Below are 14,592 nucleotides of genomic sequence, written 5' to 3' on the forward strand. Positions count from 1 at the left end.
GTGTGCTTCGTTGCCCGATGCTACAACTGCCGGGTTTCCCGCACCAGCGCTGCGCCTTGGATGGCAGACGTGCAGGGCTGACCCGAGCTGTCGCTACCGGGTGGTTTTGAGCATCTCCAGGATTTCCTGCGTCGTTCCGGTCTCGCCTAGGCGGGGGAATATTGTTGTGACGGAGTTTTCGTGGGCGTTCAACGTCAAGTCAGTCATTGCGTCGAGGGCCAAAGTGACGTTCAGGCCAGCTTCATGGGCGCTCCGTGCAGTGGATTCCACGCCAATGCTGGTGGCGACGCCGCACAGCACCACCTGGGTTACGGCCAGGTCTTCCAGGAGGGCGCCCAGGCCGGTCCCGGTGAACGCCCCCCACGTTTTCTTTGTCACAAGGTGGTCCGCTGGCTGCTGGTTCAGTTCAGGCAGCAGTTCGGCAAAATCGGCGGGATATTCCCTGGCGCCGCTGTTGCCTTGATCCGTCCGGCCGGGAGCGCCGCCGGTGACGTTGACCAGGACCACTGGCAGTCCGCGACGACGGAAGGCGTCGGCCAACAGGGCAGCATTCCGCACGACAGGCTCGATTGGATGGGCTTTCGGGGAGGCAACAATTCCCCGCTGCAGGTCAACAACGATCAGGGCGGTCTTCGCGTCCAGCGTGGTGATGGTCATGATGTCAGGGCTCCCAAAGACGATTGAGTAGGCGAGGGCGCCAAGGAGTCTTTCCCGCTCCCGTGGCGTAAGTACTCTATCGCCGGCCACGCCCCCGGCGGCGTCCACGGGCTCGGCTGCGGGGCGCTCCCGTTGTCGTCGCCTCCTGCATGGGAGGCACGGCCCGCGACCGGGAACAATTTGCCCCTGCTGTGCGTTGCAGTTCCGTCAGACAAAGAACACCAGAAAAGAGATTAGAGCCCAGTGGCTACCGATTACGACGAAGTACGTTCCGACGTCAAGGAATCACAGGACCGTTCCCTGGAGGCTCTGCAGTCCGCGAACGCCCCGGACGCCCGCAGCGTCGTCCGCGAGCTGGACGAATCCGACGCCCTGGATGAGGCGATGACCCCCGGCGGCGAGTTTGTCGCCGAAGAACTCATTGTCCAAGTCATTCCCCAGGCCGAGGACGAGTTCACCTGCTACTCCTGTTTCCTGGTCCGGCACCGGTCCCAGCTCGCGCGCGAAAAGAACGGTCACTCGTACTGCATCGAGTGCGAGGGCTGAGGCGCAGGGATATAAGGAAAGCAGGGCCGGGCCTGGGCGCCGCGCCGCGTTCATGGAGGGCCACGTTGCTGCGCAGGCTCCAGGGTGTCCGGCCGGATATCGAGCGGGAAATCGGCTACAGTGAAATTCACCAGGTTCACAGAATACACAACCGTTCACAGGAGCCGCAGTGGAGAATCCTTTTCGGCCGACAGCGGGAGCGACGCCGCCTGACCTGATCGGCCGCGGGGGAGTCCTCGACGAGTTTGCCTACGGCTTACGCATTGGATCAGGCGCGCCAGGATTGCTCACCATCTTCACCGGCGCCAGGGGCATCGGCAAGACTGTCATGCTGGGGGCCGCAGAGGATCTGGCGCTCAGCAGCGGTTGGGCGGTAGTTTCCGAAACGGCCACCGGGGGATTCGTGGGGCGGATCGGCGAGTCAATGCGCCTGCTCACGAATAATCTGGGGGAAGGGCCCACCGGCCGCAAAGTCACGGCCGTGTCCGTTGCCGGATTCTCCGTCACCACCCAGCTCGCCCCTGAAGAGCAGGTCGACTGGCGGGTCCGCGGTGCAGCACTTCTGCGCCTGCTGGCTCAGGGCGGCACCGGACTGGTCATTACGGTCGACGAAATTCATGCGGCAGACCGGGCAGAGTTGTCCCGGCTTGCCGCAGACGTGCAGCATTTCATTCGCGAAGGGCTACCCATCGGCCTGATTTTCGCCGGTTTGCCCGCCGCGGTGTCCGACTTGCTCAACGAAGGCGTGGCCACTTTTCTGCGGAGAGCCGACCGCATTGATCTCCATGCCGCTTCCATCGTTGAAGTGGAGCGCTCCTTCTCGGAGACATTCGCCGACGCCGGGATCACCCTGAGCGCTGAGCTTGCCGGAGAGGCGGCGCAGGCCACCGGGGGATACCCGTTCCTGATCCAGCTGGTCGGCTACTATCTGTGGCGCGAGGCGGAAATCGCCTCTGACAACTTGGACGCCGAAGCGGTGGCCCGGGCAGTCACGGCAGCTCGACGCCGGAACGAACGAGTGGTCATCGAAGCGGCACTGTCAACGACTTCCGGCAGGGACCGGGACTTCCTTCACGCCATGGCCGAGGACCGGGGACCGTCGTCGACCGCGAATATCGGAACGCGCACAGGAATGCGGCCGAATGCGGTGGGCAACTACCGCACGCGCCTCATCGACGCCGGGCTCATCGAGCCGGCCGGGCACGGAGTGGTGGACTTCGCCATCCCGGGACTCCGCGAATACCTGGCATCCCATCGGGCGGGCAGCTAGATCCCAGCTAAAAAAACGTGGCGGCCTCCAGCGCGGCTCGTGCTCGGGATGAATGGATGGCTGGCGCTACTTGGCAGGGTCCACGATTTTCGGCGTCCCGGTGCCGATCGGACCGGGCGTCGCGAATCCGGTCGTGGGGCGGTTCCTGGACGTCCCCAGGACCAGGCCCCAGTGGTCGTCGGTCCAGGAGATGTCGTATCTGATCGTGGACGGCTTCCCGGGCTGTGCCACGTGCACAATCGCGTATTCGGGGACGTCGTCGCGGATGCCGACCCTCCAGGCCGCCGGGTTCCAGCCGTGGGCCTGATCGACGAGCTGCTGCGCGCCGGCACGGACATCGATCCGGTCTACGGGCACCAGCTTCTCGACCTGCTCCACTGACCCCGAAGAGGCAGCCATCATGACACTCTTGGCGAACGCTTCGCGGGTGGACACGTCAGGATCCCGCGGCCCGGGAGAACAGGCGGCGGCGAAGAGCGGAACAACGAGGGCCAACACAGCGAGCTTAGGTGCGGGGTGCATACCAGGTTCCTGACGGGCTGTTGTTGGAATGGGTCCGGATCGAAATGTCCCGGGTGTCACGTGGATGGTAAATCACCCGCTCACACGGTCGGGCCGGTGCCGTTGGCTGCCCTGCCGCCGCGAGGCGCCACACTCATGGCGACCGTCACCGTGTCACCGTCGCCGAACCGCTCCTGCGTGCGGACGTCCTTCTTTACAGGCAGCAGGTACACCCCGTTGCGCGGCAGGAGCGAAGTCTCCCATCCGGTTCCACCGATCCGCACGGACACCGGGATGGCACCCCACCCGTAGGTGGCCGCCGATGCTTCGGCCCGGACGTAGTCACACACGTCTGCGGGCAACGACAACCAGTAGAAGGGCGCCGGCCCACGCCATTCGAACAATTCCGCGCTGAAGATTGTGTCCACGTGACGGAACGCTAATGGTCGAACGTCGCTTTATCAACGGTCTTTGCCGGCGATGCGGCTTCCACTCTTGGGCACCACGCGTCCGGCAGTTCGGTATCCAGGACACCACGGACGTGATGCCACGCCCCGGGGGTGTAGGTGATGGACCCGGCCGCCATCCACTTATGGTGATTATTCCGACCTGAAGGTGAGCGAGTCGGCGCCGCTCACCCAGAGCAGCTTGCCGTTTGCGTATGTCATTGCAATGGGCCGTTTCAGGAATTCCTGAACCCAGTTTCGCTGGAAACCGGCAGCGCCTATACATCCCTCAGCACCTGCCGCGATCTTCCCGGCGACGGTGAGGATGTTCCCCTTGATGACCACTGGGGCACCCAGGGGGCCACATGGGGTCCGCACGGTCAACAGCAGGGCACCGTTGATGGAGGTGAGCTGAGCCTTGACGGCTCCGTTCGCCGCCCAGGGGAGGGCTTTGCCGTTCGATGTCGCTGAGACGCTGTCGTAGGTGGCGCACGGCGCCCCGGGCAGGAACGGTGCGCACACTTCCTGCGGCTGGGATGTGATGGCCGGGAGGGGAGTGGGTGCACTCTTGTCAGCTTGAGCGGATGCTGAGAGGGGCGTCGGCGTGGACTGCCCGCCAGGTGGCGTCGCTGCACATGAGGTCATGAGCAATGACGCTAATAGAACGGAAGTTTTGATTGGCAGGAGCCTGGTGCGGCCCATTGTTTCCCCTTGAGAATGAATGCTGACCTGAGCCTAGACGTAGGACCTTCGATTGTCATTAGGTTTGGGGGGATCAATTTTTTGGTGCCACGTTTTTCCATAGGCAAAAGCGATGGGGGCGAAAAATTGACGACGAATTACCGGGTAGATCCAGCGGTAACTATCACCACTTGGCCGGGGGATGAGGAGGATAACGAAGCCATGGACACAGTTCAGGCAGTATTCGCGGCCTTTATGATCGCGGCTCCCTGGCTGACGAGGACGGCAAAGGGGAGTGCCACGAAGGTGACCGACAAACTTATCAACTCTTTTTACTGGTACCAATGAATATTTCCCTTTGGAATAAATCTGCCCACGGCTATGGAGTTCGCTTCGGCACTCTACGGGCATGGCAAAAGTGCAGCGTGAGGCAATGGGCCGCCGGGGTCAGCGGCCTGACGCGGCGCGATCGGTGAGGGCCCCTGAAATGGCGAAGAGAAAGATTCCAGCTCCCATCACCGCCAGACCGAAAAAGGTTCCGGGCGCCATGTGTGCTCCCTAACGCTTTTTGATGAGCGCACCGTCAGTGTGCAGCATATCGAGGCCACGGATCCGCTGCCGCAGTGGCGTGCTTCTGTTGCGCTTGGTCGCTGTAGCCGAGCATTTCGGCCACGAGCGGGGGAGGAACTTCGGTGACGAGCGCGGAGGGATGCGTTCCGTGTGTCAAGGAGGTGATCGTGCTTCAGATGCAATAATCGTCTTCTACTTGACATAATGTTGATTATCGGCGCTTCATCCCATCCGAACTAATTGCCACCCCCAGGACTGCTGCACGCACCCGGCCGGCCCCCGGCGCGCCCCAGGGACCATGCAGGCGCGTAGGGAGCCACCCGATGGGCACTGCCGTGGTAGTTGCCAGAAGTCCCGGACATCAGCACGGCCCATGGGCTGTCGATGAGCTGACACAGAGCCATCAGGAGGACCACGCCGCTTGCCGTCGTTTCCGGTCCCGGACAGTCCAAGCGATGAGAGCGGCAAAAACGATCACTGCCAGGGCGCCAGAGACTCCCACCATGACGTCAATAGGCAGCACATAGACCAGGACGGCCCGCGCGCTGGCCTCAGCAATCAGTACCGCACCCCAAACGGCAGAAATCTTCAGGTGCCAGCGGCGCACGGCCGGGTTGCGGTGGAATTCCCGGTCCATTTCCCCGGCGCGCTCCGGGCTCCAAGTCTTGGCTGCGTCCAAAGTCAGGGGATGTCCCAGAGCAGCCAAAACCAGGAACGAAACACCAATACCGCCGGTGATGGCCGAGTCCTTGAGCAGCAGAAACCGCGGGTCACCGGTAAGGAAAGACAGGCCCAGACCGAGTCCGAAGACGATGACCATCAGCATCGCAAACGGGTTCAGGAAATGTGCCTTGATTGCGGTCCACGACAGCCGGCAGGCAGCGGCTCCCGTCGCCGCCAACAGCGCGGCCCAGTCCGTGGCACCGGCCAGGTGCAGGACATAATAAGCAGCCAGCGGCACCCCCACGTCCCAAGCCAGACCGCGAACCAGCGCACGCGTCACCAGACCCGGACGCTCCTGTCCCGAAGACTGCTCAGTGTTCATCGGGGTACTCCATCCCTCTTCCGGATGCGGGTTCAAGATCTTGATCTGCCCATTATGGATGGATCCGACCGCCACACCAGCGGCGACGACCCTCGTCAGAATCTACTTTGCATGGGGGTAATCAATCCCTGGGGCAGGTCAAGGAGTCAAGCAAACCCGGGGCAGTCCCCGCTGCTTCCCAACGATGCGCTTGCTGATCACCTGGTGATGCGTGCATTCGCAGTAGGCTGAACCTCGAACGTGATGGAGAGGAGGGCTTGGGATGGCCGAGATCGTGGCCGAGGTGATGGCCGAGCTGGCCTCCCTCGAGGACCCGAAGGCGCGTGAAGTGAACGAGAAACACGGTGACGATCACGGTGTGAACCTCGGCAAACTGCGCGCACTCGCGAAACAGCTGAAGACACAGCCGGAACTCGCACGCCAGCTCTGGGAGACGGATAACACCGCGGCGAGACTGCTGGCGATCCTGATCTGCCGCCCGAAGGCGTTCGAGCGTGACGAGCTGGACGTTATGTTGCGCCAGGCGCGAACCCCCAAGGTCCACGACTGGCTCGTGAACTACGTGGTGAAGAAGAATCCGCACTCGGAGGAACTGCGCCTGGCTTGGTCCGCCGATCCGGATGCCGTGGTCGCCAGTGCCGGCTGGGCGCTGACGACGGAACGCGTGGCGAAGAATCCCGAGGGCCTCGACCTTGCGGGACTGCTCGACATCATCGAGGCGGAGATGAAGGACGCTCCGGATCGCTTGCAGTGGGCGATGAATCACTGCCTGGCTCAGATCGGGATCGAGCACGCCGAGCACCGCACCCGGGCAATCGACGTCGGTGAGCGCCTGGAGGTGCTCAAGGACTACCCGACTCCCCCAAACTGCACGTCTCCGTTCGCGCCTATCTGGATCACCGAGATGGTTCGCCGACAGCAAGATAGGTAGGCAGGTCCGCGCTCACGTTCGAGCCGCTAGTCCCCAAAACTTGGCACCCGATACGAACCGGCTGAAGGCGCGGCAGGTTACGAAACCCAATCGTCGTCGTCGTACGGGCGGCCGCGGAAATGAGCGCGGAGGTACTCCCCCACGACGGCAGCTCCCAGCTCCCCGGTCTCGGGTGCGACGACCCGGCCGTCGATTCGGCGGACCAGACGCTCGACGAACCGCTCCAGGCCGGGATCATCGCCGAGCCGGAAGAACGTAGCCTGGGTACCGGCACGCCCAAGCCGGTCGAGCTCGGCGACCGTGACGCGGATGGTCTCCGTGTCCGGCGGCCAGGAGAACCACGACTCGCCGTCGGCCAGCAGGTGCGCAGTGGGCTCGCCGTCGGTCACCACGAGCAGAACCGGCTGCATCGACGGGTGCTGCCTGAAGAAGCGGCCCGCCAGCAGCAGGCCGTGATGGAGATTGGTTCCCTGTTCCCGTAAAGCCGGCAGGGCCGTGAGCTCGCCGATGTCCATGGTCTGCGCGTACCGGCCGAACGTGATCAGCTGCAGACGGTCGCCGCGGAACCGGGTTGAGATGAGGTGATGCAGGGCGAGTGCAGTCCGTTTCATCGGCACCCACCGGCCCTCGGCGGCCATTGAGAATGACACATCAGCCAGCAGGACGACGGCGGCCTGGGTGCGCGCTTCTGTCTCCGTCACCTCAATGTCGCCGACACCGAGGCGCACCCCGCGGCTCGGGTCGCCGCCGTCGGCCACCGTCCGGCGGATCGCGTTTGTCATGGTGCGCGTGACGTCCCAGGGCTCGGCGTCGCCGAACTCCCACGGGCGGCTGGAACCGGTCTGCTCCCCGGCTGCGCCGGCGACGCGCGTATCGCGGCCCCCTTGCCGGCCGGAAAGTTGCTTGGCGGTGTCCCGCAACAGGGACCTGCCCAGCCGCCGCATGGCCTGCGGGGACAACCTGAGGTCGTTGTCGGCACCGCGGCGCAGGTAGCCGCCGTCCTGCATGGCCCGCTCGATCTCCCCGAGGGTACGGGCCGTCACTGAGGCATTCCGCCCGAGCTGGCGCGCCAGGGCGTCCAGATCCAGGTCATCGAGGCTTGAGCCGTTATAGGCCTGGGAGAGCTGTTCGGCCAGTTCGTCGAGTTCGGCGAGGTCTTGGAGCACGCCGGTGCCATCGCCTAGCCCGAGTCCCTCCTCACCCTCGAAGCGTTCGGACCCCGTCCAGTCCTCGCCGGGGCGCAGGGCACGCAGGCTGTCATCGAGTTGGCCGAGCTGGGCCATGAGTTCCGGCGAACCGAACGCCTGGGCGGAGAGCCGCATCAGTTCATCGCGCTGCTCGGGGGACATGGATTGCAGGAGCCGCTGGGCGGCGGCCGCGCGCTGGGCAAGCGCGTCCACCAGCTCCTCGACAGATTGCGGATTCTCTGGAAAAAAGGCGCCGTGCCGGGCCATGAACTCCTGGAAGTCCGCGTCGGTGTCCTCGCCGCGCCGGTGTTTGCCGAGGAGCTCGTTGAGATCACCCAGCATCTCGCTCACGGCCGCGCGGTCCTCCTCCGTGGCGTTCTCGAGCGCCTGTTTCATCCCGGCGAACCTCTGGTCCAGGACCTCCCGGCCCAGCAGGTCCTTGATCCGGTCGTAGGCTTCCCGGGCGGTGCTGGACTGCCAGTCATAGGAGGCGAGTTCATTGACCGCGGCTGCCGTAGAACGGGGCAGGTTCTGCAGCTGCATCTCCCGGATGGCGCGGTCGGTGTTGTCCATCGAGACGTCGCGGGCGAGTTGCTTGCGCTCCTCCAGCACCGCGGTGTCGAGTAGCTTCTGGACCTCCGTGAGGGTGCCGTCCAGCCGGTGCCGGCTCAGCAGTTCACTGCGGCGCTGTTGAACGCGGCCGGCGAGGTCGTCGAGCCCTTCATGGCTGCGGCCGCCGCGGCGCAGGAACTCCTGCAGGGCGCGCCGGGGTGAATAACCGGTCATGACGTCCTCTGCGATCGCGGCGAGCGCCTCCGCCAGGTCCACCGGCGGCGCAAGCGGATCGGGCCCTCCCCGGTACCGGCCATACCTGGACCGGTTGTGAACGCTCATTGGCCCTCCTGTACTCAGTCGTAGAACCACCACCTGGCCGCAGAACTACTCAGCCATTGATGTCACTAGCCGTAGATCGTTTCCTCGTCGTCGGACTCCTTGGAGATCCGCCGGGCGAGGTATAGACCTTCCAGCGCCAGTTCGACGGCGGCGGCGCGCTGCCCGTCGTTCGTGGCGCCCAGGCGCACACTGATTTCCTCGTAGAGGCTTGATCCGTTGAGGGGCGGGAGGTTTTGGAGGAATTCGCGCGCCGTGACCAGTTCCCCGGTGGTCACGGTGGAGTGACCGTCGAGTGCGGCCACGAGCGGACCCATGTCGATGCCTTGGAAGTGCGCCCGCACCGCTTCCGCGGTGGCCATGCGCAGGAGGTGCTCCAGGATGTCCTGCTCCCGTCCTTCCTCGCCGGACTCGAACTCAATCTTCCCGCCGAGAACCTCCACGGCCGCCTCCAGGTCGATGATCCGGGCGACGGCCTCGTCCTCTCCGCGCACGCTGGCGCGGCGCAGCGCCGCCGCCGCGACGGTTTCGGCGCCCGCAATGGCGAACCGCGCGGAGACCCCGGAGGTCTGGTTGATCGCCGGGGACTGCCGCAGCGCTCGGGTGTAGCGGGCCAGGATCTCGAGGATGACGGGCGGGACGCCCGCCACCAGCTGCCCCTCCTGCCGGATAACCGCGACCTCGTCGTCGAGTTCAATCGGGTAATGGGTGCGGATCTCGGCACCGAAGCGGTCCCTCAGCGGCGTGATGATCCGTCCGCGGTTTGTGTAGTCCTCCGGGTTGGCGGACGCGACGACGAGGACGTCGAGCGGCAGTCGGAGCACGTAGCCGCGGATCTGGATGTCGCGTTCCTCCATCACGTTGAGCATCGAGACCTGGATCCGCTCGGCGAGGTCGGGCAGCTCGTTGATGGCGATGATTCCTCGGTTGGAGCGCGGGACCAGGCCGTAGTGGATGGTTTCCGGGTCCCCTAGCCGGCGGCCCTCGGCCACCCGCATCGGGTCAACGTCGCCAATCAGGTCGGCGACGGAGGTGTCCGGCGTCGCGAGCTTTTCGACGTACCGTTCCGAGCGGTGGCGCCACGCCACCCGCAGCCGGTCCCCCTCGGTGAGGGCCCGGGCTCGGGAGTGCTCCGTGATCGGTTCGTACGGGTGTTCGTTCAGTTCCGATTCCTCGATCACGGGCGACCACTCGTCCAGCAGCCCGGCCAGGGTGCGGAGGAGCCGGGTCTTGCCCTGTCCCCGTTCGCCGAGCAGGACGACGTCGTGCCCGGCGAGCAGGGCCCGCTCGAGCTGGGGCAGGACGGTCCGGCTGAAGCCGTACATCCCGGGCCAGGGATCGCGGCCGGCAGCAAGCGCGGCGAGCAGGTTGTCGCGGATTTCGCGGCGCAGGTCCTTGTGAACGTGGCCGGAGGCACGCAGTTCACCAACAGTGAAGATTTCGGGGCGATCACTCACCCCTCTAAGGTAGTCCTCGCGCCCGGCCATGGCACCCCCTAGCGCTCCGCGGCTTTCTCCATCGCTCGCAAGCTCGGGCGGGGCCCCTGCCGCTACCGCTCCGCGGCTCCCCACCCCTCGCAAGCTCGGGCGGGGCCCCTGCCGCTACCGCTCCGCGGCTCCCCCATCCCTCGCAAGCTCGGGCGGGGCCCCTGCCGCTACGCTTAGATCCTGATGACTGCAGCAATGCCTGGACCTTCATCGGAGCCCCCACAACAGGGCACGCTCCTGCTTCTGGTGCGCCACGGGGAAACGCCGACGACGGGCACGGTGCTGCCGGGGCGGGCCGCGGGGCTGCATCTTTCCGATCGGGGCCGGGCCCAGGCAGAACGGGTCGCGGAACGGCTTACGGGCCTGTCGGTCAGCGCCATTTATTCGTCGCCGCTGGAGCGCGCCCGCGAGACAGCGGAGCCGACGGCGGAGCGTACGGGACTGGACGTAATCCACGACGACGGCCTGCTCGAATGCGACTTCGGCGACTGGACCGGCGCCGCGATCGCCGACCTGGCAGCCCTGCCCCAGTGGCACACCGTCCAGCACAGCCCGTCCGAATTCCGTTTTCCGAACGGCGAGAGCTTCACGGAGATGCAGGCGCGGATCGTCGGGGCGCTGGAGGTCCTGTGCACCGCCCGCGGCGGCGGCGTTCTCGTGTGCTTCTCCCACGCCGATCCCATCAAGGCCGCCGTCGCCCACGCCCTGGGCACGCCTCTGGATCTTTTCCAGCGGATCGTCATCAGCCCGGGTTCGGTGTCGGCCATCTCGGTTGTGGAAGACCACGCACCCACCGTGCTCACGGTGAATTCGACGTCGGAGCCTCTCAGTGGGCTGTGGGCGCCGTGAGGTTGCCGCTGAGTGTGTTGGGACCTTCGGCGAAAGGTGCCAGACTGTGTCCGGCAGGGAGCTGACGCTGCTCGCCGAGGGCCGCGTCGAGCTGCTCGGCCGACTCCCTCGCAGCAGCAACGAGACGTTCCTGGTCCAGGTCTCCCGCGGCGACGACGCAGCCTATGCGGTCTACAAGCCGGAGGCCGGGGAGCGGCCGCTGTCCGATTTCGCGCCCGGGCTCTACCGCCGGGAACGTGCAGCCTACCTGCTCAGCGAGTCCCTGGCGTGGGGGCTCGTGCCGCCGACGGTGATCCGCGAGGAGGCGCCGTTGGGGGTCGGCTCGCTGCAGTGGTTCATCGAGTGCGACTTCAGTGAGCACTATTTCACCCTCTATGAGGACGCCCCGGAGGTCCACCGGGACCTGGCCCGGATCGCCCTGTTCGACTACATCGCCAACAACACCGACCGCAAGAGCGGCCACGTGCTGCGCGGCCACGACGGACGGGTCTGGGGCATCGACCACGGGCTGTGCTTCTCGGCAGGCTTTAAGCTGCGCACCGTGATCTGGGACTTCGCCGGTGACCCCATCCCCGATGCCCTCCTGCGGGACATCGCTCCGCTCGCGGAGGCCGTGCCGCCAGACGTGGCGGAGCTCCTCGACGGCGGCGAGGTCACCGCCCTGCAGCGCCGGGTGCGGCGTTTGCTGCACGAGACGGTGCTGCCGGTTGACCGAACCGGCATGCGGTACCCGTGGCCGCTGGTCTAGGAGGTCCGCCGCCAGCGGAACGGCGTTCACGCCCGCCGGTACGCGCCGCGGGCCGGCTCCCTGGGGAGCCGGCCCGCGGCGCGTGACGAGTCATCCGATGACGGGACCCCGAGTGCTGGGGCAGGTCAGGCGGACATCCGCTCCGCGAGAATGGACTGGGCCTCGCGGACTGCCGGCACGCCGTCGCCGTCCTGGCCGTACAGCCAGTCGTTGTACTGGAAATCGTTGTCCTTCCGACTCTTGAAGAGCAGGTTGCGCAGCGTCCGGGCCAGGCCGGAGACGTGCCAGGATTCGCCCCAGACGCGGGCGGTGCGCTGGACCCGGGCGGTGCGGGCGGCGCGGATGCTGTTGAACTCCTTGATCGCACCGTCCCAGGCTTCAGGGTTCACGCCGTGATCGGTGAAGACCGTGCCCACGGTGGCGTCCTGCAGCGCGGCCGCGTCCTCGAGCGCCTGGCAGGCGCCTTGGGCGAGGTACTGGAGCATCGGGTGCGCGGCGTCGCCCATCAGCACCATCCGGCCGGCGACCCAGTTTTCGATCGGGTCACGGTCGTACATGGGCCAGCGGATGCCGGTGGCCAGGTTCTTCAGCGCCTCCTGGACGGCAGGGACGCAGTCCTTGTACGCAGCCTCGAGCTCGTCCACTCCCCCGTACTGTTCTTCGCCGCGCTCGAAGGAGGGCGACTTGAAGACGGCCACGGTGTTCAGCAGCTTGCCCTTGCGCAGCGGGTACTGCACCAGGTGGCAGTCCGGGCCGAGGTAGACAATGACGTCTTCGAGGTCGGCTTTGGGGGTGTTTTCGGTGATCGGGACCGTGCCGCGGTAGGCGACGTATGCCGAGGAGACGGGCTCGTCGCTGGTCACGAGCGGGCGCAGGGTGGACCGGAGCCCGTCGGCGCCGATCACGACGTCTGCCTCGAAGTCCACGCCCGCTGCGGTGTGGGCGACGCCGCGGCCGTTGACGGTTTCAACGTTCTCGACCATGACGTCGTTGACGAGCTTGACGCCGGCGGCTTCGCAGCCTTCGAGCAGGACCCGGTGCAGGTCGCTGCGGTGGATCACGACGTAGGGTGCGCCGTAGCGCTCCGCGAACTCCCCGCCTAGGGTCTGGCGGGTGAGCTCCTCGCCGGTGACGGCGTCGCGGAACACGAGGTGCTTGGGCTGGACACCGATTTCCAGCGCCTTTTCCAGCAGGCCCCAGCGCTTCAGGACGCGGGAGGCGTTGGGGGCCATCTGCAGCCCGGCGCCGACCTCGCCGAATTCGGGGGCCCGCTCCACCAGGGTGACGTTGGCGCCGTTTTCACGCAGCGCGAGGGCTCCGGCCAGTCCGGCCATTCCCCCGCCGATGACCAGGACGTCGGTGGACAGACCGTCGGTGGACAGGAAACTGGTGGACGGGACGTGCTTAGACATTGCTAGCTCCTGTTGATGAGGTTGACGTTGAGAGTTTGGAGTTGAGTTTGAGGCCGACGGCGGCCAGCAGGACCGCGGCGATGGCGGCTGCAGCGGCGAAGGCTAGGAAATTGGAATTGACGCCCAGTCCGGCGGCCAGCAGGAGGCCACCGATCTGGGGTGCGGCGACGGCGCCGATGCGGCCCGTGCCCAGCGCCCAGCCCAGCGCCGTGCCGCGCAGGTGTCCGGGATAGTGGCTCGCGACGGCGGCGATAATGAGGCACTGCGTGCCGTGGGTGCCGACGCCGGCGAGGACCAGCATGACGTAGACGACGCCGACGGGCGGCCCGGACACAAGGACCACGAGGGCACCGGCGGCGACGGCGGCCGCGGCGATCGCCGTCGGGATCGGCCCGAAGCGGGTTCCCGCCCAGGCTGTGATGACCGAGCCGGCCACCGCGCCCAGGTTGAGGGCCAGGGCGAAGGTCAGTGCGGAGCCCAGGTTGTAGCCGGCCAGCTGCATGAGGTTCGGCAGCCAGGTGCCCAGGCCGTACCAGGCGAACAGGGTGGCGATCGTGGCCACGGCGAACAGCACACTCACCCCCAGGTACGGGGCGCGGAGCAGGGACGAGAAGCCGGACGGCTCGTTGACCGCGGGCCGTTGCCCGGCTGCGTTACGGGCGTCCCTGCCTGCGTCGCTGGCCGGGGCCAGGGTCTCCGGAAGGTATTTCACCCCGAGCGGCACCACGACCATCAGGGCAACCGCCGCGACCAGGAACATGGACTCCCAGCCGAAGGCGGGGATCAGGTTGATCCCGATGAGGGCCGCGAGGGATCCGCCAATCGGGACACCGGACATCATCAGCGTGGCGACGGTGGACCGCCATTTGGCCGTGACGAGTTCTGCCACGAGCGCATTGGCCGAGGGCACCAGGCCGCCGAGACCGATGCCCGCGAGGAGACGCAGGGCGCCGAAGACGGGGGCGCTGGGGGCGAAAGCGCAGAGGACCGTGAAGACGGAAAAGACGATGGCACAGCCCAGGATGGTCCGGCGGCGGCCCCAGGAGTCGGCCATCCGCCCGGCGAAGATCGCCCCGAGCATCATGCCGACGAAGGCCATGGAGCCGATCGTTCCGGCGGTCGCTTTGTTCAGGCCCCAGCCGGTCTCAGAGATCAGCGAGGACTGGACGGTGCCGTAGACGATGAGGTCGTAGCCATCGAAGACCACGAAGAGCCAGCAGACGAGGACGGCCGCGGCCGAGCCTTTGGAAAACCGTGATGCAGGCCCATCAGCGGAAGTGGGGCCCGGAAGGCCCAGTGTTGGCCGCTCCGGCGCTGCAGCGGAAGGTGTGTGATTCATGCCACTACTGTCGTGGAGATTTCAGGCGAACA

At 66.2% G+C, this 14,592-nt stretch carries 14 protein-coding genes; 5 read left to right on the forward strand and 9 right to left on the reverse strand.

Going from position 1 to position 14,592, the window contains the following annotated elements:
• Positions 1–93: 93 nt before the first annotated feature.
• Entirely contained in the window at positions 94–657 is a 564-nt protein-coding gene (locus AB4Y72_RS01220; RefSeq protein WP_441424351.1) for an isochorismatase family protein, read from the reverse strand.
• A gap of 243 nt (positions 658–900) precedes the next feature.
• On the opposite strand from AB4Y72_RS01220, the gene AB4Y72_RS01225 reads away from it, so the two are divergent.
• Complete coding sequence (locus AB4Y72_RS01225; RefSeq protein ID WP_441424352.1) at positions 901–1,203, forward strand: DUF4193 domain-containing protein; 303 nt, start codon at positions 901–903, stop codon at positions 1,201–1,203.
• A 169-nt stretch (positions 1,204–1,372) separates the two neighbouring features.
• The gene (locus AB4Y72_RS01230) at positions 1,373–2,473 is read left to right on the forward strand and encodes an AAA family ATPase (protein WP_441424353.1); all 1,101 of its coding nucleotides are present in this window, start codon (positions 1,373–1,375) and stop codon (positions 2,471–2,473) included.
• Positions 2,474–2,539: 66 nt separating this feature from the next.
• On the opposite strand, the gene AB4Y72_RS01235 is transcribed toward AB4Y72_RS01230, so the two are convergent.
• From AB4Y72_RS01235 to AB4Y72_RS01250, 4 genes are all read right to left on the reverse strand, one after another.
• Positions 2,540–2,995 (reverse strand): hypothetical protein, encoded by a 456-nt coding sequence (locus tag AB4Y72_RS01235; protein ID WP_441424354.1) that lies wholly within the window; start codon positions 2,993–2,995, stop codon positions 2,540–2,542.
• 80 nt (positions 2,996–3,075) lie between these two features.
• Complete coding sequence (locus AB4Y72_RS01240) at positions 3,076–3,402, reverse strand: DUF1905 domain-containing protein (protein WP_441424355.1); 327 nt, start codon at positions 3,400–3,402, stop codon at positions 3,076–3,078.
• A gap of 171 nt (positions 3,403–3,573) precedes the next feature.
• The gene (locus AB4Y72_RS01245; protein WP_441424356.1) at positions 3,574–4,065 is read right to left on the reverse strand and encodes a hypothetical protein; all 492 of its coding nucleotides are present in this window, start codon (positions 4,063–4,065) and stop codon (positions 3,574–3,576) included.
• Positions 4,066–5,074: 1,009 nt separating this feature from the next.
• Entirely contained in the window at positions 5,075–5,716 is a 642-nt protein-coding gene (locus AB4Y72_RS01250; protein WP_441424357.1) for a VC0807 family protein, read from the reverse strand.
• A 262-nt stretch (positions 5,717–5,978) separates the two neighbouring features.
• Here AB4Y72_RS01250 and AB4Y72_RS01255 point away from each other — a divergent pair, with 262 nt between their 5' ends.
• Positions 5,979–6,647, forward strand: a complete 669-nt coding sequence (locus AB4Y72_RS01255; RefSeq protein WP_441424358.1) for a DNA alkylation repair protein — start codon at positions 5,979–5,981, stop codon at positions 6,645–6,647.
• A gap of 77 nt (positions 6,648–6,724) precedes the next feature.
• On the opposite strand, the gene AB4Y72_RS01260 is transcribed toward AB4Y72_RS01255, so the two are convergent.
• Both AB4Y72_RS01260 and AB4Y72_RS01265 read right to left on the reverse strand, forming a co-directional pair.
• Positions 6,725–8,728, reverse strand: a complete 2,004-nt coding sequence (locus AB4Y72_RS01260) for a vWA domain-containing protein (RefSeq protein WP_441424359.1) — start codon at positions 8,726–8,728, stop codon at positions 6,725–6,727.
• Between the two features lie 65 nt (positions 8,729–8,793).
• Positions 8,794–10,182, reverse strand: coding sequence for a sigma 54-interacting transcriptional regulator (locus AB4Y72_RS01265; RefSeq protein WP_441424360.1), 1,389 nt, complete (start codon positions 10,180–10,182; stop codon positions 8,794–8,796).
• Between the two features lie 225 nt (positions 10,183–10,407).
• Here AB4Y72_RS01265 and AB4Y72_RS01270 point away from each other — a divergent pair, with 225 nt between their 5' ends.
• Positions 10,408–11,061: an MSMEG_4193 family putative phosphomutase gene (locus tag AB4Y72_RS01270; protein ID WP_441424361.1), complete on the forward strand. Its 654-nt coding sequence runs from the start codon at positions 10,408–10,410 to the stop codon at positions 11,059–11,061.
• 46 nt (positions 11,062–11,107) lie between these two features.
• Positions 11,108–11,809 (forward strand): SCO1664 family protein, encoded by a 702-nt coding sequence (locus AB4Y72_RS01275; RefSeq protein ID WP_441424362.1) that lies wholly within the window; start codon positions 11,108–11,110, stop codon positions 11,807–11,809.
• A 125-nt stretch (positions 11,810–11,934) separates the two neighbouring features.
• On the opposite strand, the gene AB4Y72_RS01280 is transcribed toward AB4Y72_RS01275, so the two are convergent.
• On the reverse strand, positions 11,935–13,221 hold the full coding sequence (locus AB4Y72_RS01280; protein WP_441424363.1) for an FAD-dependent oxidoreductase: 1,287 nt from the start codon (positions 13,219–13,221) through the stop codon (positions 11,935–11,937).
• Entirely contained in the window at positions 13,214–14,560 is a 1,347-nt protein-coding gene (locus tag AB4Y72_RS01285) for an MFS transporter (RefSeq protein ID WP_441424364.1), read from the reverse strand. The genes AB4Y72_RS01280 and AB4Y72_RS01285 overlap by 8 nt, the downstream gene beginning before the upstream one ends.
• Positions 14,561–14,592: the final 32 nt, after the last annotated feature.

Origin of the sequence: Arthrobacter sp. YAF34, assembly GCF_052113245.1 — a bacterium.
GTDB lineage: Bacteria > Actinomycetota > Actinomycetes > Actinomycetales > Micrococcaceae > Arthrobacter.